This is a genomic window from Parapusillimonas sp. JC17, assembly GCF_052180245.1.
Classification (GTDB): domain Bacteria; phylum Pseudomonadota; class Gammaproteobacteria; order Burkholderiales; family Burkholderiaceae_B; genus Parapusillimonas.
Map to the genome: position 1 here is coordinate 1424253 of NZ_CP197474.1, position 17115 is coordinate 1441367.

Below are 17115 nucleotides of genomic sequence, written 5' to 3' on the forward strand. Positions count from 1 at the left end.
CGTAGTGCATCCAGCATGAACGCCAAGGGGGTACTGGTCGTTTCGTCAATTGATCAAAATGACAGAAGTGAAATGCAATTGCGTAAAGGTGAGCGGAATTCATTGCTCAATGGGAATCCCTGTTCTTCCTTCACACTGTCCAACTACGCGTCCCGATGGCGCTTTTTTGTCGCCGGCGGTTAGGAAATATCTGGACTAGCCAGAAGTGTTCGGCTACTCTTTAGCAGAGCGGTTTTTTTCTACACAAAGCGTATACACAGAGTTCGTGTTTTAAAAAGCTAAGCTATTGATTTTAAAGATAAATTTAATTTCGCCGAGGAATCCCTCCGTCTCCGCCAAGAATTTGGCACTAAGGCCCTGTTTCTACAGGGCCTTTTCTTTTGGTGCGCCCGGCCGGGCGCGGCTTAAGCAGGGGCGTCCATTCCATGGTTAATGATGAAGAGCCGCCGGTGTTTGTCGCAGTAGGCTGTTACTCTGTTTCCTGAAGGTTGGCCCAACGCCAGAGGGTTGAACGGCTGATGCCGAGTCGACGGGCCGCCTCCTGGCGGTTGCCATGGCTGGCGCATAAGGCCGCCAGCGCGCGCTGGCGGGGTGTGGAGTCAAGGTCTGGCTCCGGATAGGCAGCGCCGTTGAACAGCTCGGGGCAGTCGTGACGCAGAGCGTAGAGGTCGACATCTTCCGGTCGAGCGTACTGCAACAGAAAGACGGCGATGCGCTCACTGATGTTCTCAAGCTCGCGCACGTTTCCGGGCCAAGGGTAAGACTGCAGTCGCGGCATCCACGCTGTGAGAAGTTCAGTCGCGTCCATCGTCGAACCTAGTTGCGCCATGGCGCGCCCCACCCGTATTCTCAGCAGGGCAGGAATATCTTCCGGTCGTTCTCGCAATGCCGGAATCTGTAGTTGTAAAGTATTGACGCGGTAATAGAGATCTTGACGGAAGCGGCGTTGCGCCACCATGTCTTTCAGGGGCTGGTGGGTGGCTGCGATGATGCGCACATCCACAGGTATGGCGGCTGTAGCGCCAAGCCGTGTCACTTCGCGTTCCTGAAGCACACGCAGCAGATGACTTTGCAATGCCAGGGGCATATCGCCGATTTCATCCAGAAATAACGTACCTGTATGAGCGGCCTCAAATAGCCCGCGTTTACCCCCGCGGCGGGAGCCGGTGAAAGCCCCTTCTTCGTAACCGAACAGTTCGCTTTCCAGCAATGTTTCAGGAAACGAGGCGCAGTTCACAGCGACAAAAGGCCGTTCGCAGCGGCTGCTTTCATTGTGTATGGCTTGTGCGAACAGTTCTTTGCCGACACCGCTTTCTCCTGATAGCAGCACAGTCATATCAGTCTGCGCATAGCGGCGCGCTGTTTGCATCGCGCTGACGAAGCGCGGGCTCTGGCCGATGAGTTCGTTGAACCGGTGCTTGGCTGTGTTCTGCCGACGCCGTTGCTGAACCCGTAGGCTGGTGTCGGCCTCTTGAATGCGACCGGCTACGTATAAAGTGAGGGCGGCGCCGACAATGACGCCTCTCTCGTGAATGGCGGTCCGGTTGGCCAACCAGTCGTGCCCGCCAAGGCGTAGAAGGCCAGTCCCTTCGGATTGACCCGTTTCCAGAGTGGCGCGTAGCGCCAATTCGTCGGGCAGGTCGTCCAATGACTGGCCGATGAGCGCACTCGCTTCCCGTCCCAGCACTTTCTGCATGGTTGGGTTGACCGCAATGATACGGTGCTTGTGATCGACTGCCAGAACAGCGTCTTGCAGGCTATGTAGGACACCGTTCAGCTGTTCGTAGCGGCCGGCTTCCAGCCGCGCTACACGGGCGAGTTCGAGGGCGTCCTCGAACCCTTTGCGCACGCTGGTCAGTGAATAGGCCAGTAGTCCTTGCAGGCCGGCTTGCTCGGCAAGCTCTACCACCAGACTGGACCCGAGAATGACCTTAAAGCCGTTATTGCGCAATTGCTCGAAGCGTTGCTGGGCATCGTCGGGGGTTTGATAGGCATGCTGTTCGATTTCAATGCTCAGTAAGGCCTTGACTGCGTCGAGTTCGGGAATGGTTTGACCGTACATCACTATACCGACACGGTCGGTGATCTTTCGTGCCCGAATCAGGCCTTGCAGGATATCAAAGCCGGTTAGCTGGATGCTGGCGACAGGGGCTTGTTGACCCATGATCAGAAAAATATCAACATGGACCTCGCCCGCGCCACGGCAGCCTGCGAAGAGACGCTGCAATCCGCACGAGATTTAAGCCTGCGTACGCGCGCTTATGTGGCGGTGGCATTCGATTGTCCGTTCGAAGGGCCTACGCCTTTGGACGCCGTTGTTTCTTTGGCTGTTCGTATGGAGCGGGCTGGTGCCGACGAAATCGTGATTGCAGACACCATAGGTTCCGCTGCGCCGGGCGCGGTCAAGAAACGATTCGATGTACTGGCGGGCGAACTGCCTCTCAACAAGCTGGCGGCCCATTTTCACGATACCCGAGGGATGGCTGTCGCTAATGTCTGGGCCGCCATAGAGGCGGGAGTCCGCCGGTTCGATGCCAGTGTAGGCGGCATAGGCGGTTGCCCCTTCGCTCCTGGAGCCGCGGGGAATGCCGCTACCGAAGATATTGTGCTGATGGCTGAGGGTAGCGGCCTCTCCACCGGCATATCTCTATCCGGTCTGATGGAGGCCATCGCGTATGCGCAGGCCCGGCTAGGCCGAGAGCTGGGTGGGCGCAGCATGGCATGGCTGCGACGCCGTTATCCCGACCACCACAAGGTGGAGACATTGTCCTGAGCGGCGGCAATTGCCGCATGTCAGATTCAATACAACAACATTAAGGAGACTTTTCATGGCTAACCGTATTCGATGTTCAATGATGATGCGCGCAGCGCTAGCCCCTCTGTGCGTGATGCTTGGGCTGGCTGGGCCGGCTGTCAATGCTCAAGAGACTGCGCAGGATTATCCGACCCGCCCGATTCGTCTGATCGTGCCGTTTGCGCCAGGCGGCGTGACGGATACCGGGGCGCGTCTGGTAGCAGATCGACTGGGGAAAAACCTGGGCAAGCAGGTGAGCGTGGACAATAAACCAGGGGCTTCAGGCAATATCGGCACGCATTTGGCCGCGCAGGCTGAGTCGGACGGCTATACCTTGGTGGTGGGGTTCGATGGCACATTAGTCATCAATCCTCATGTGTCGCAGCCAGATCGAGAACGACCTGGCTACATACGCTGATATTGTGAAATCAGCCAATATTCAAGCTCAGTGATGAGGACTAGACATTAGCGGTTCTATTGAAACGCGGATAAGGGATGGCGGAGTATCGAGCTGATGCTCCGCCGTTTTTTCTCTAATATCGGTATGCTTTCGGGCGCCGCTTTTCAAACGTGTCAGACAATTTGTTTCCCACCGCTGGCAAGCAGGAGTAGTTACAGCCAGTGCAGTAGGCGGTTTTTTCTACACAAAGCTTATACACAAAGCTGGAGGGCGCAAGTCCTCCCATAAGCTGGATCACAGCGAATGAAGCGAAGCGTTGCTGCGCAAGGGCGACCGGGTGTGAGAAGGGGGCATCTGATCCAGAAGGGCCGCAAGTTGCTGGTAGAATTCTGATAATGCTTCTTGTTTGCAACATTGAATGATTTCATCAATGAATTCGCGTCCCTGCATCCTGATTGTTGACGATCATGAGAACATCCGTAATCCGTTGACTACCTACCTGTCCCGGTTTGATTTCGATGTTGAAGCGGTCGAAGATGGCGTAGCCATGAGGCGTCGCTTGGATGAACGCTCCTTCAGCCTGATCGTCCTGGATGTCATGTTGCCCGGAGAGAACGGGCTTTCGCTGTGCCGGTACGTATCGCAGCGTTTCGGAATTCCTATCATCCTGCTGACCGCGGTGGCCGAGCAGCCGATCGCGTGGCGGGCCTGGAGATCGGCGCCGATGATTACGTCATCAAGCCGTTTGATCCCCGAGAGCTGGTCGCCCGCATTCGCAGCGTGCTGCGCAGAAGCCATCACGAAGAGCCGGAACCCGGCAGCCGCAATGACGGAGCCGGAAAGAATTGTACGTTTACCTTCAGCGGCTGGTCTTTCAACGTCGACAAGCGGGAACTGCGCGACCCCGGTAGCCAGGATATCGACATCAGCACGGCGGAATTCCATTTATTGCGAGCGCTGGTCGAGAACGCGAATCGGGTGCTCTCGCGTGATCAACTCCTCGACCTGACGCGCAAGCATGATGCCATTGCATATGACCGCAGCATCGATAGCCAGATCAGCCGCCTTCGAAAGAAGCTCGAAAAGGATCCGCGGCGGCCCAAGCTCGTGAAAACGATACGCGGCGATGGTTACATGCTTGCGGCCAATGTCATGCGGAAAGAAGAATGAGGTTGATTCCTCGCAGCATTTCCGCGCAACTACTGGTGGTCTGGATCCTGGCGATACTGGTTGCCCATGGCGTCGCTGTTTTTTTATTATCGTGGTGGCGGGCAGACAATTCAGCCATTCATCCCATATCGGCGCGCATGATAGAAACGCGCATCGTTGCCGCATACCGCCTGGCGTCCTCCGCGCATGACGGAGTGTCCGTGCTTGAAAGCGTCAGCTTGCCCGACTCGACTTTCCGGATCACATCGAACCGGGTCGCCGGGCAAGCCATGAGCCGCCAGGAGCAAGCGATAACCCGGGCGCTACGAGAGATGATCGATCTGCCGCCTGGTACGCCTGTGCGCGTCAAGCTTGAACGGATGAAGGCGGATCCGAACGCCAAAGATGCGCGAAATTGGCTGGAGAGGGTATTGGGCCGGCGCCAGCCTCTCGCGTGGGAGGTGCATGTCGACGTGGGCTTGCCGGATGGGCGCACGCTGTCAAGCGACCACTGGCCGATCCTAATCCCCGCGCATTGGAGCCGGGTCCTGAGCTTATCGCTGCTGGTTGGCATGATTCCGACGGCGCTGATTGCCGTATTTTTTGGCAGACGCATTATGCGGCCGCTCAAAAATCTGAGTGCGGCAGCCAATAAGGTCAGCCGGGGGGAACACGTGATGCTGCCGCTTGCCGGTGGGCCGGACGAAGTACGGGAAATTACGCAGGCGTTCAACGAGATGCAAGAGAATCTGGTTCGCTTCGTGCAGGCGCGCACAATGATGGTCGCGGCCATCGGGCACGACCTGCGTACTCCCATGACCTCCTTGAGAATCCGGGCGGAGCTGGTCGACGAGGCAGAGCTTCGCCAGGCAATGATCCATACACTGGACGAAATGCGGGTGATGGTTGAAGAGATCCTCAGGTTCGCCAAGGACGACGCTTTGCAGGAGCCTACGCTGGAGGTCGCCGTGAACGGCTTTGTGCAAGAGGTCGTCGATGAGCAATGCATGAGCGGCAGGAAGGTCGTATTCCAGCCGCATATGTCTGATTCATTTTCTTACCGGTGCCGGCCAATCCATCTAAAGCGTGCACTGAACAATCTGATTGATAATGCCGCTCGTTATGGGCCGGTTACCGTGGTCACCAGACAAGATGGCGAGCGGCTGCTGGCCATCGAGGTGCTGGACATCGGCCCCGGCATCGCAGCTGACCAGCTGGCGCATGTCTTCGAGCCTTTCGTGCGATTGGACGCTTCGCGGTCCCATTCAAACGGCGGTTCCGGCCTGGGCTTGACGATTGCCCAGTCTTGTGTACGTGCCCATGGTGGGTCGATAAAGCTTGAAAGCCGCGCAACGGGCGGCTTGTGCGCGATCATCGAACTGCCGATTTGATCCTGATGGTGCTTGATCCCTGCCGACAAGCATTGCCGATGCTGATTGTGGCGAATCTTGGCATGAACGCAACATGCCGCCACATTCTGGCAAACCATCGCAACACCAAATAGTAACAATTCTCATTTCTGAGTGTTGCCGGCTCCTGGCGTGCTGTATTCGACATGCGGCGTAAAAAAGGAGCTGTCCGCCCACTTTCAACCCAAAAGAGAGAGTATTACTGTGTCCGATCAAATTCCGCTGGAACTCCGGGGCAATGGCCTGCGCACGGGCGGCAGCCTTGTCATGGCTTTGGCGACCCCTACTTTGCTGATAGGCGCCTCTGCAATGGCGCAGACAGCAACAACGGATCAGGCGAGTCAGTTGGCGCCCATTCAAATCCAAGGGCAATCAAGCAACCCATACGACGTAAGGCAGTCCGCGTCGTAGAAGTTCACCGCTCCCCTCGTCGATACGCCGAAATCGGTACAGATAATTCCTCAGGAGGTGATTCAGGACCAGGCGGCTTCGTCGCTGACGGACGTGCTTCGCAACACGCCGGGAATTACGTTCGGCGCGGGCGAGGGAGGCAACCCGCTTGGCGATCGGCCATTCATACGCGGCTATGATGCTCAAGCCAGCACCTTCGTAGATGGCATGCGGGATATCGGCGCGGCTTCCCGCGAAGTGTTTAACCTTGAGCAGGTAGAAGTCATCAAGGGGTCGGACGGCGCATACGGCGGCCGGGGAGGCGCGGGCGGCAGTATCAATCTGATCAGCAAGACGGCCAAGCGGGACAACTTCGCCAATGCCAGCCTGGGCGTCGGCACGGATAATTACTACCGCGGCACAATAGACGGAAACTGGCTGTTGTCCGACACCACGGCTTTCCGCCTGAACGGCATGTACCATAAGGCGGACGTCGCGGGGCGAGACCTCGTGGACAACGAGCGATGGGGTGTTGCACCGACCATAAGCTTCGGCCTGGGCACGCCGACGCGCGTCACAATGAGCTATTACCACTTGTCGACTGACGACCTGCCCGATAGCGGTATACCGTACGAATATCCGCGCCGTGCGCTAAGCGGCCCCGCCAACGTCGATCGCAACAATTTCTATGGCCTGAGCAGCGACTTCCGCAAAACCACCAGCGACATGGCCACGCTCGGCATCGAGCACGACTTCACCGAGAGGCTGACACTACGCAACACGACGCGCTATACGCATTCGGATCAGAAGTATGTCTGGACGCACCCAGACGACTCGAAGGGCAATGTGGCCAATGGATTGGTGTGGCGCCGCGCCAACTCACGCGACAGCGCTGTCAGGACGATCGCCAATCTGACCGAACTCGTCGGTAAGGCGGAAACAGGATCGCTCAAGCATAGTTTCAATGTGGGCGTCGAGCTATCGCAGGAGAAAGGCCATAAAGATAGCTTGGACATCAATCGCGGCTCGGGTAGCGGAGCAACCAACGCTTGCCGGTTTGGCGTGGGCCCGGCGTCGGGCTACAACTGCACCAGCCTGTATAGCCCCAATCCGCATGATCCATGGGTCAATACCGGCACCGGCGGCTTGGCGGGAAGCAGGACGGAGTCCGAGACTACGACCAAATCCATCTATGCCTTCGACACCATAGAGTTTTCCGAACAATGGCAGGCTGGGCTGGGATTGCGGCTGGATGATTACTCCACGAAGTTCATCAATACTCCGGCAAGCGGCTCTGAAACCATTCGTCGACATGATACGCTGTTCAACTATCAGCTTGGTCTCGTTTACAAGCCTGTGGACAACGGCAGCATCTACATCTCTTACGCCACCTCATCCACGCCGGCCAATGCGACGCTGGGCGAAGGCAATGAAGGCCAATCGCTTACACCCGGCCGGGGCGGCGTAGGACCCAACGCCGCGGACATGGCTCCGGAGAAGAACAAAACCTACGAAATCGGTACGAAGTGGGACATGTTCGACAAGACGATGAGCTTCACGGCTGCCATTTTCCGTACGGAAACGACGAATGCCCGCATAACGCTGGCTAACGGCGACTACGCCATGGCGGGCAAGAACCAGGTGGATGGACTTGAGCTGGGCCTATGGGGGCCATTACGCCCAAATGGCATGTTTTCGGGGGCTATACATATTTGCGCAGCAACCTGAAGAGCAATGGTGATGGCGCTGCGTCGGCAAACGATGGCAACAATTTTCCCAATACGCCCAAGCACAGTTTCAGCCTCTGGTCGACATACAAGGCGACTACGCAGCTCACCGTCGGTGCCGGTGCGTATTTTGTCGACAGCCAGTTCGGAGACGCGGCAAACGTGTTGGAAATTCCGTCTTACTGGCGCTTTGATGCCATGGCGGCTTACAGGTTCAACAAGCATTTGAGCGCGCAGTTGAACATACTTAATCTTGCCGACAAAAAGTACTACGACAAGGCATATCCGGCCCATTACGCCAACATTGCCCCGGGGCGCAGCGCCATCTTGAATCTGAACCTGTCTTACTAGATATCGGACCCTCAGCGGCTTCAGATGATGGGTGCCGGCCTTGGCAGGGCTGCAGGCCGGCACCTAATTAAATCGGCTTTGGAAACATGAAGGAAATATCCCCGCACCGGTTCAATGCCACTACGCCCGATAAGTTTCGGGCGTTATTGGATGGGCCCGCCGATATAGCCGCCCGATGGCTGTATACCGCGGCCGAACACGGAATTGCAGAGGCTCAGTTGCATTATGCCCAACGGCTGCTGGATGGAAACGGCATGGCGCAGAACCCGCAGGAGGCTTTCCAGTGGTTCAAGCTGGCGGCTGCGCAAAAGCACCCCATGGCCATGAACATGCTTGGACGCTGCTACGAGAATGGCTGGGGCATCCAGGTCGACCCGCTGTTGGCTACTTACTGGTTCAGGCTTGCCGCGCACGCGAATCTCGACTGGGGAATGTACAACTATGCTACTTCGCTGGCCCTTGGGCGCGGTGTGGCCGTGGATCGTGGCGAAGCATTCCAATGGTTGCGCAAGGCCGTCGCAATGGGCCATATGAAGTCATGGAACTTGCTGGGCGGCTTCTATGAAGATGGCTGGGAAGTGGAGGCCGACCTGGACGCCGCCGAGGAATGCTATCGAGCGGCGGCGGAAGGGGGGGATTTCCGTGGACAATTCAACTATGGCCGGCTGTTGGCGCGGCAAGGCCGGATGCGGGACGCGACGGCCTGGTTCCGCATGGCAGCCAGCAATCCGGCAATCACCAAGCCGTTTCGAGAAAAGATGTGTTTGTTTCTAAGCCAGACATTCGCGCTTGATAAGCCATGTTCCTGAGCACCCCGTATTTGCCAAGGGCTTACATCGATAAAATGCGAGCTGCAAACTTGCAGGTCACTATGCCGCGGGCGGCGGTCCTCCGTGCACTGATCCGTGCCGACGTTTCGCTGTCCCAGACGGAAATCTACCGTGAAGTGGTGCAGGAAAACATATCGTTTACCTTGTCGTCCGTCTATAACGCAATTTCGAAAATGGTTCACGCCGGGATATTGCAGGAACGCCTCTTCGAGAGCGGACGGGTCTATACGGTGGTTGAGACGGATCGCCCGATACGGGTGACGTGTGTCAGTTGCGGCCGTTCACTCTTTCTCAATGACTCCGCGATAACGGCTTTTCATCGCGAGGCTATGGCGCGCTTGGGTTTTGAGCTTAAAGATTACACGCTATCGATACGAGCCAAATGCAGGCCTGATTGCCCGGGGCCTGTTAACGCTGAAAGCCGGGCTGCATGAACATGAATGCCGTCGGTCGACAAGGCGCGGAGCAGGCGTAGCGTGTCTCCGGCCCGCATTCGCAACGCAGGAGGGCGCCGTTCACTCGTTGCCGTCTATTGCGCCCTCATTGCCCGGTTGGCGGACAAGGCACGCCCCAGTTCCGCGCCGGCCTCGATCAGGGGCTTCAGGTGCTGATTCAGTACGTCGAAGGTCAAGCGTTCAGCCTGGCCCGAAATGCACAAGGCGCCGAAGAGTTCACGGCTCGCCCGAAATACGGGGATGGCGATGCTGGCCATGGTGGGGTCGCGTTCTCCCATGGATAGATAGAAACCTTTGCGGCGAATCTGCTCGTAAGGTGCGCCCTGTTGTCCCGAAAAGGCCAGCAAGACTCGGCCCGAGGCGCCTTTGTCCAGTGGAAGCTTCTCGCCGACGCGCACGTGCACCCGTGCCATGCTGAGCCGGTCCACCCGTGCGACGCAGCTTCGCCAGTTGCCTTCGCGTACGAAGAATGCCGCAGTTTCTCCGGTCACGCCATGAAGATGCCTCAATAGGGCGTCGATGACGTTGTTGACATCAAAAGATGTTTGATACCGCACGCCCAGCCAGCCGGCTGCCGGGCCGAGGCGCCAGCGGCCGTCTTCGGTCTGAGCCAGGTAGCCGGCGCCCGCCAGAGTGCGGGCGGTACGCAATACGGTGCTCTTTCCCATGCCCAGGCGGCGACTGAGCTCGGACAGCGAAACGGTTTGTTCGTCCACATGAAACGCATCGAGCACAGCCAGGGCACGCATGACGGCGTGGACCGTGTCGCGCGATGGGTAAGGGGATTCCGGGCTGTCTGTTTTCGAGGGTTTCAAAGAAAGGCTCATAGTCGTGTTCCGCTGTGCACAACTCGATTGTATGCAGGCGGCCGGCTCGACACAATGCCGTCATTGTTCCCTTTATCCGAGATTGCAATGCTGACTAATCCACACAGTAAGACATCCGCCACGCTTACCCCTGGAGCGCGCCTGCGCAAGGCCCTCGACGACAATCCAATCCTGCCGATTGTCGGAACCATCAATGCCTATAGCGCGATCCTGGCTCAGCGCGCCGGGCATCAGGCCATTTATATCGCGGGCGGCGGCTTGGCCACCCACTCCTATGGTTTGCCGGATCTCGCGCTGACGACGATGACCGAAGTCCTGGTGGACGTGCGGCGTATTACCGATGCTTGCGACCTACCTTTGATGGTGGATGTCGATACAGGCTTTGGCGCCATGTTCAACATTGCTCGATTGGTGAAGGGGCTGATCAAGGATGGCGCGGCCGCCTTGCATATCGAAGACCAGGTTACGATGAAGCGCTGCGGCCATCGCCCGAACAAGGGCCTGGTGAGCACCCAGGAGATGCTCGACCGCATCAAGTCATGCGTTGATGCACGTAACGATCCAAGCTTCTTTATCGTGGCGCGCACCGATGCCCTGGCGACGGAGGGATTGCAAGCCAGTATCGACCGGGCGTGCGCCTATGCCGAGGCAGGCGCCGACATGATTTTTGCAGAGGCTTGTACCGAATTGGCTCAATACCAAGCGTTCGCGAAGGCCTTGAATCGACCGCACTCTTTGCTCGCGAACGTGACCGAATTTTCGCTTACCCCCAGTTTTTCTCAAGATGAACTGGTGCAGGCCGGCGTGTCGGCTGCGCTGTATCCGCTTTCGGCCGCCCGGGCAATGGCGCATGCCGCCACGAGCGTTTACGAGGCCATTTTGCGCGACAAGAGTCAAAAGAACGTACTGGACATCATGCAGACCCGAGTCGAATTGTATGAGGCGCTGAACTATGACGCGTATGAGGCCAGGTACGACAAACTGTTCGCCGGCCAATCGGCCGCCGGGCAGCAATGATCAAGGTTTCCATAAGGAGAGCATCATGAAACTCAGTGTATCTTGTGTTCCCGTCAAAAGAGTCCTGATGGGGCTGGTGGTGTCGCTGTATGCGTGCGGCCTGCCGGCGCACGCCGAATCCCAGCCGGTCCGCATGGTCGTTCCTTTCTCGGCGGGCAGCTATACCGACACCGTGGCGCGCTTGATAGCGCCCGCCATGAGCGAACGGCTGGGGACCGGCATAATCGTCGAGAACCGTCCCGGCGCCAATGGGCTGGTCGGCGCGGATCATGTGGCCAAGGCAGCGCCCAACGGCATGACGATACTCGTTGGCGGCGCAAGCGTTAATTCCATCAATCCCGGTTTGTACCGAACGCTGCCGTATGACCCGGTGAAAGACCTGCTGCCGGTCGCGCGCATCGGGATACTGCCGTTCTTGCTGGTCGTTCACCCTGGGGTGCCGGCCAAAACGCTCGCGGAATTCATCGCCTACGCCAGAAGCAACCCGGGCAAGCTGGCATATGCCACTCCCAATGCCGCCACCTTGGTCGGAATGGAGACTTTCAAGCGCAGCGCAGGGCTGGATATTCTGAGCGTTCCATACAAATCCAGCCCGCAGGCGATGGTCGATCTTGCCGGAAACCATGTGCAAGTGCTCATCGCTGACATTGCGACGGCAAAACCCCAAGTCGACGCGGGCAAGGCCCGGCTGCTCGCGGTCACCATGGACCGGCGCTCACCCTTGTTGCCGGATGTCCCGGCGATGAGCGAATCGGTCAAGGGTTTCAATTTGTCGGCCTGGACGGGATTGCTGGCGCCCGCGGGAACTCCTCCAGACGCGATTCAGCGTATTTCCGATGCGCTCATGGCGGCGCTGGAAACTCCGGATCTGCGTCAGCGCCTGAGCGAGATCGGCTTCGATATTCAACCCTTGGGGCCGGCGGAGTTCGGACCCTACTTAAGGGCCGAGATCGCCGATTACAAACAACTGATCAAGGATGCGGGAATTGAACTTCAATAATCAGATGCGAAGCGATCCGGCCGTGCCGGACGCGGGACGCTACGCGGTCGACAGCCATGTGCATGTCCTGGACGTCGAGCGCTTCCCACTGTCGAATCCGGAAGGCTATGCACCCCAGGCCAATGAATGCGGGACGGCTTACGAGCTTCGTACCACCCTGGACGCCCACGGATTCACGCATGCGCTGCTGGTGAATCCGTTCGCAGGCTATGCGACAGACAACCGGTGCATGCTGGATGCCATCGAGGGTTCCGCTGGGCGCTACAAGGGCGTGGCCCTGGTCGGGCATGATACGGACGACGCCGCCTTTCAGCGGCTCACCGACGGCGGTGTCATCGGCGCCCGTTTCAATACCCTTTTCGCGGGGTCGACTTCGCTGCACGGAGCCGCCGGCGAGCGCTTGCTGCAGCGGATCAAGGCTCACGGCTGGTTCGCCCAGATCTACTACCATGATGACGGACTGGTCCGATTGCTCCCGATCCTGCACAAGGCGGGGGTGAGGATCGTGGTCGACCACTGCGGTTGTCCCGACCCATCGCTGGGCGTGGCCCAGCCGGGGTTCCAGGCGTTGCTCGAGCTCGGGCGCGGCGGCACGGCGCTGATAAAGCTGTCGGGCGCTTTCCGCTATTCGCGGCAATCATGGCCGTATCGCGACACGGAACCCTATATCGAGGCTCTCATCGACGCCTTCACGCTCGAATGCTGTGTATGGGGATCCGACTGGCCTTTCGTGCGCGTGCCGAAGCGCATGGATTATGGTCCCGGAGCCAAGCTGCTGGAGCGCTGGCTGCCGGAGCATGCTGACCGGCATAAGGTACTGTGGGAGACCCCCAGTCGCTGGTTCGGCTTCTCCGTTGACCAATGAGGGCCGACATGGATAACAATTCATCGAGCCGGGTCCGGCTGACGCCCGGCGAGGCTTGCGAGCTTTCGCGAAGCGCATTGCTGGGCCTGGGCTACACGGCCAGCGAAGCGCAAGTACTGGCGGACCATATGGTCGATGCGGCGCTATGCGGATACGAATACTCGGGCCTGCCCAAGATACTTAATCTTGCGGAGCAATTGCGCGGGCGTCCGGGCGCGTGCCCCATGCGTGTGCTGCACGAAACACCGGTGTCCACTCGTTTGCATGGCGGAGGGCATAACGGCATGCTCGTCCTGCATCACGCTACCCAGATCGCCATCGAGAAAGCGAGCGCTCATGGGTTTGCCATCGTGGGCGCCAGCCATACCTGGATGAGTGGCCGGGGAAGCTACTATGTCGAGATGCTCGCCAACGCGGGTCTCATCGGCATTCATACGGTCAGTTCCCGGCCTCAAGTGGCTCCTCCCGGCGCCACGCGCGCGGCGATCGGCACGAATCCCATTTCGTTCGGCTTTCCGACCGAGAACGCGCCTTTTGTGATCGATCTCGGCACTTCGGCGCTCATGTTCACCGACCTGGCGTTGCGCGCACGGCGCGGCGAGATGCTTCCCGAAGGCGTGGCGATCGATGCGGAGGGTGCGCCTACGCGGGATCCGATCCTGGCGAGCCTGGGAGCCGTGCTGCCATTCGGCGGCCATAAAGGCTTTGCCCTCGGCCTGGCGATGCAGGCCTTGGGTGTGCTTGCCGGGTCGGGCGATGACCATGAAGAGCATGCGGGATATCTGCTCATGGCCATCAAGCCCGACCTCTTGTTGCCGCTCGAAGAATATCGCCGTTCGCTGAGCGATTCATTGGCTCGGATCAAAGCCGTTCCCATGCAGCCAGGCGTCCACGAAATACGCCTGCCTTCAGAGCGCTCCCGGCAAGAGCGCGAAAGGAATACCGAGGCGGGCATCGTCATCGACGAGGCCGTGATGATCGCCTTGCGGAATTTGGCCCAAGGTTCAGGTGGTTAGGTACAGCGGGAAAGATCAAGATGGAGACAACTCATGTTTTACACGATAAATAATCGAGCGCTTGGCACCGCGCTTTTGTTCGGCGCGTTGGTATTCTCCGATGTCGGAAAGCACGCGCACGCTGCAGGGGGATTCCCCTCGCAGCCAGTGCGCATCGTTTCATGTTGCGCCGGCACGGTTGACGGACTCGCGCGCGTGCTGGGCGAGCATATGGCCGCGGCGACGGGGCAGCCGTTCATCGTTGAAACCAGGCCCGGGGCTGCCGGGATGATCGCCGCGGCGCATGTCATGAAGGAGAAGCCCGATGGCTACACCCTGCTGTTTGGCACCGGGCAGCAAGGCGCGAACGAGTTTCTGTACAAAGAGGTGCCGTACAACTACCGGACGGACTTCACACCGCTCACCGGAATCGTCAAGAATCCGACAGGCGTGTTTGTCAATGTTTCCTCGCCCTACAAGTCGCTTGCCGATCTTATCGCGGATGCCAAGGCGAATCCCGGCAAGCTGACGTCCGGATGGGGCAGCACCACCTCGCGCATCGGTTCGGAACTGTTCAAGCAGTTGGCCGAGGTCGACATCTTGACGGTGGGGTACAAGTCGAATCCGCAAGCCACCATGGATCTGATCGGCGGCCGTATCACCATGACCATCGGAGACGTGCCCACCAACCTGCCGCATGTCGCCGCGGGCAAACTGCGCGCCCTGGCCGTCACCTCCACGGAGCGCCTGGAGCAAGCGCCGGGGCTTCCCACTTTGGAGGAGTCCGGCTTGAACGGCTATGACAATTTCGGCTCCTGGATTGCGGCTTGGGCGCCGGCAAACACTCCGCGGTCCGTCGTTGACAAGCTCAATGGCTTGTTGCGGGACGCATTGGGATCGGACAAAGCCAGGGAATACTTCAAAAGCACCGGCATGATCGCGTTTCCGACGTCGCCGGAAGAGCTGGATGCATTTCAGGTATCGGAACACGACCGCTGGGGCGAAATCATCGCGGCGGCGGGCATGGGCAAGGACACGCAATGACAATGGAAACTAAAGGCCTGTTGACCTTATGGCTGCATTTGGAACCCGCCTACGAAGAGGCCATGGATGCTTGGTACAACTATGAGCATACCGACGTGGTGCTGGGCGTGCCGGGCGTTCTGGGGTCCCGCCGCTTCAAATCCACGGAGCCATACACGCCCAACCAGTTGCGTTATCTCGTGTTCTACGAAATGGCCGACGAGCGCGTCCAGGAGAGTGCGCCCTTCCAGGCGATCGTCGATGCGCCCACGCCATGGTCGCGATACTTGAGAACGCTGTATCAGATGCGGCGCAGAACGAACTACAAGCTGCTATGGAGCCGCGAAACGCTGCCCGTCGAGCGTGAGGCCGCCTTGCTGCTGGTGCGATCGAGTTGCGACGATTCCGCGCCGGAGCACGACGCCGGTCTCGCAGCGTTGCTGGTTGATTTTCTAGAGCAGCCGTATGCTCGCGCGGGGCAGCTTTATCAAGCGGTGCCCAATCGCTTTGGTATCGCCGACGGCGCTCATGCGGAGCCGCGGCGCGAGTCCCTGGAGCTCTATAGCTTTGATCGATACGATCCCGATATCGTGAATCACTGGATAGACCAGAGGCGACGCAGGATTGCGAAGATGCCGGCGATGTTGAATGAGCTGTCCGCCGATACGTTTGTCCCGACGATCGTGCCGCGCCGAAAGGCATCCTCACCCGAGCAAGCGGCCTGATTGGCGTATAAAATCGGGGCTTTGGCGCGGTGTCCCTTTTGGGGTCAGACCCCATACGGGGTCTGACCCCCTACGATGAGAAAGCACGAGCAACACTCCAAACACCACGAACCATATGGAATATCTATCGCAACTACTGGCCCTTGCCGGCATCATCCTGTTTGCCTGCGCAAGTCCAGGTCCGGACTTCGTGGCGGTCACATCGGTTGCCTTGAACGACCGGCGATCCGGCGTTTTAGTAGGGCTGGGCATTACCAGTGCCGTAATCATATGGGCCACCCTGGCCATCCTGGGCGTCGGACTGCTTATCAAGGAATTGTTCTGGCTGTACGAGCTTATCAGCATGGCGGGTGCGGCATACCTGGCCTATCTGGGGTTGCGGATGCTGATTGGGGCGTTCAAAAGTGGAAAAGGGCAGCCACATATCACTCAAGCATCTGGAATGGGCACTGGACAGGCGTGGCGGCGGGGATTTCTAGTTGGCATCACGAACCCCAAGACAGCGACTTTCTTCGCCACGCTTTTCGTTTCCTTGCTGCCGGTTGGAGCCCCATCCTGGGTATATGTCGCCGTTGTTGCTTTGGTGGGCGGCATTACGGGTATCTGGCTATGTCTGCTTGCGTCGTTCTTTTCCGTCGCCCGTGTGCGGTCGGTTTATGCCCGTGTTCGCCGTCCCATCGATGCGCTGATGGGGGCGGCACTGGTTGCGCTCGGCCTACGGATTGCCGGCAGCCGGTAGGTGCCGTCATGGGGCGTCCCTTTTGGGGTCAGACCCCGTACGGGGTCTGACCCCGGGCTCTGCCGTAAGGATAAAGCGCACCGCAGGCCAACGGGCTTGCCTGACGCCGATGCGCTGCATGACAAAGTAGTCGAGGTCCTGAAGGCGGCGCGCAGTTTTCACTTGCCTTATCGGGCTGCGCTCGGCCACGATAAACGCGCCAGATTGCCTTTGGTGTCGGTACCGACCTTGCTGACGTGCGCTGCCGACGACATGCTTTACCAGTATCTGGATGCGGTCCATGCATTGATGCCGGATGCCCGTTGCGCCACACACCATGGCACCGGCACACCGGAAGCCCTTGCCAGGACTGTCGCGCTATTCGAACAGCATTTCACTGCATCGGCCTAGGCTTCGGTTGGCTCAGCAGGCATGCAACT

General features: G+C 58.8%; 15 protein-coding genes and 3 pseudogenes. 16 read left to right on the forward strand and 2 right to left on the reverse strand.

Going from position 1 to position 17115, the window contains the following annotated elements; translation table 11 throughout:
* Positions 1-469: 469 nt before the first annotated feature.
* Complete coding sequence (gene prpR / locus ACSBPU_RS06880) at positions 470-2164, reverse strand: propionate catabolism operon regulatory protein PrpR (RefSeq protein ID WP_442596676.1); 1695 nt, start codon at positions 2162-2164, stop codon at positions 470-472.
* Positions 2165-2182: 18 nt separating this feature from the next.
* On the opposite strand from prpR, the gene ACSBPU_RS06885 reads away from it, so the two are divergent.
* From ACSBPU_RS06885 to ACSBPU_RS06920, 8 genes and pseudogenes are all read left to right on the forward strand, one after another.
* Positions 2183-2773 carry a hypothetical protein gene (locus tag ACSBPU_RS06885; RefSeq protein WP_442596678.1) on the forward strand — a complete coding sequence of 197 codons (591 nt, stop codon included), beginning with the start codon at positions 2183-2185 and terminating at the stop codon, positions 2771-2773.
* Between the two features lie 115 nt (positions 2774-2888).
* Positions 2889-3173 (forward strand): annotated as a pseudogene (locus ACSBPU_RS06890) (Bug family tripartite tricarboxylate transporter substrate binding protein); the annotation flags it as partial.
* 451 nt (positions 3174-3624) lie between these two features.
* Positions 3625-3843, forward strand: a pseudogene (locus ACSBPU_RS06895) (response regulator); the annotation flags it as partial.
* A gap of 50 nt (positions 3844-3893) precedes the next feature.
* The gene (locus ACSBPU_RS06900) at positions 3894-4364 is read left to right on the forward strand and encodes a winged helix-turn-helix domain-containing protein (protein WP_442596680.1); all 471 of its coding nucleotides are present in this window, start codon (positions 3894-3896) and stop codon (positions 4362-4364) included.
* Positions 4361-5734, forward strand: coding sequence for an ATP-binding protein (locus ACSBPU_RS06905; protein WP_442596682.1), 1374 nt, complete (start codon positions 4361-4363; stop codon positions 5732-5734). Before ACSBPU_RS06900 ends, ACSBPU_RS06905 begins: the two co-directional genes overlap by 4 nt.
* 240 nt (positions 5735-5974) lie before the next feature.
* Positions 5975-8220, forward strand: a pseudogene (locus ACSBPU_RS06910) (TonB-dependent receptor).
* Positions 8221-8306: 86 nt separating this feature from the next.
* On the forward strand, positions 8307-9029 hold the full coding sequence (locus tag ACSBPU_RS06915) for a tetratricopeptide repeat protein (protein WP_442596684.1): 723 nt from the start codon (positions 8307-8309) through the stop codon (positions 9027-9029).
* The gene (locus ACSBPU_RS06920; protein ID WP_442596686.1) at positions 9020-9484 is read left to right on the forward strand and encodes a Fur family transcriptional regulator; all 465 of its coding nucleotides are present in this window, start codon (positions 9020-9022) and stop codon (positions 9482-9484) included. The genes ACSBPU_RS06915 and ACSBPU_RS06920 overlap by 10 nt, the downstream gene beginning before the upstream one ends.
* Positions 9485-9579: 95 nt before the next feature.
* On the opposite strand, the gene ACSBPU_RS06925 is transcribed toward ACSBPU_RS06920, so the two are convergent.
* Entirely contained in the window at positions 9580-10332 is a 753-nt protein-coding gene (locus ACSBPU_RS06925; protein WP_442596688.1) for an IclR family transcriptional regulator, read from the reverse strand.
* A gap of 87 nt (positions 10333-10419) precedes the next feature.
* Between ACSBPU_RS06925 and prpB the strand changes: the two genes are divergently transcribed.
* From prpB to ACSBPU_RS06965, 8 genes are all read left to right on the forward strand, one after another.
* Positions 10420-11349: a methylisocitrate lyase gene (gene prpB, locus ACSBPU_RS06930; protein WP_442598261.1), complete on the forward strand. Its 930-nt coding sequence runs from the start codon at positions 10420-10422 to the stop codon at positions 11347-11349.
* A gap of 25 nt (positions 11350-11374) precedes the next feature.
* Positions 11375-12349 carry a Bug family tripartite tricarboxylate transporter substrate binding protein gene (locus tag ACSBPU_RS06935; protein WP_442596690.1) on the forward strand — a complete coding sequence of 325 codons (975 nt, stop codon included), beginning with the start codon at positions 11375-11377 and terminating at the stop codon, positions 12347-12349.
* Positions 12336-13214: an amidohydrolase family protein gene (locus ACSBPU_RS06940; protein ID WP_442596692.1), complete on the forward strand. Its 879-nt coding sequence runs from the start codon at positions 12336-12338 to the stop codon at positions 13212-13214. The genes ACSBPU_RS06935 and ACSBPU_RS06940 overlap by 14 nt, the downstream gene beginning before the upstream one ends.
* 8 nt (positions 13215-13222) lie before the next feature.
* On the forward strand, positions 13223-14230 hold the full coding sequence (locus tag ACSBPU_RS06945) for an Ldh family oxidoreductase (RefSeq protein WP_442596694.1): 1008 nt from the start codon (positions 13223-13225) through the stop codon (positions 14228-14230).
* Between the two features lie 33 nt (positions 14231-14263).
* A complete protein-coding gene (locus ACSBPU_RS06950; protein ID WP_442596696.1) occupies positions 14264-15253 on the forward strand; it encodes a Bug family tripartite tricarboxylate transporter substrate binding protein in 990 nt (329 codons plus the stop codon).
* Positions 15250-15957: a hypothetical protein gene (locus ACSBPU_RS06955; protein WP_442596698.1), complete on the forward strand. Its 708-nt coding sequence runs from the start codon at positions 15250-15252 to the stop codon at positions 15955-15957. The genes ACSBPU_RS06950 and ACSBPU_RS06955 overlap by 4 nt, the downstream gene beginning before the upstream one ends.
* Before the next feature lie 115 nt (positions 15958-16072).
* Entirely contained in the window at positions 16073-16696 is a 624-nt protein-coding gene (locus ACSBPU_RS06960; RefSeq protein ID WP_442596701.1) for a LysE family translocator, read from the forward strand.
* Positions 16697-16792: 96 nt separating this feature from the next.
* Positions 16793-17086, forward strand: coding sequence for an alpha/beta fold hydrolase (locus ACSBPU_RS06965; RefSeq protein WP_442596703.1), 294 nt, complete (start codon positions 16793-16795; stop codon positions 17084-17086).
* Positions 17087-17115: the final 29 nt, after the last annotated feature.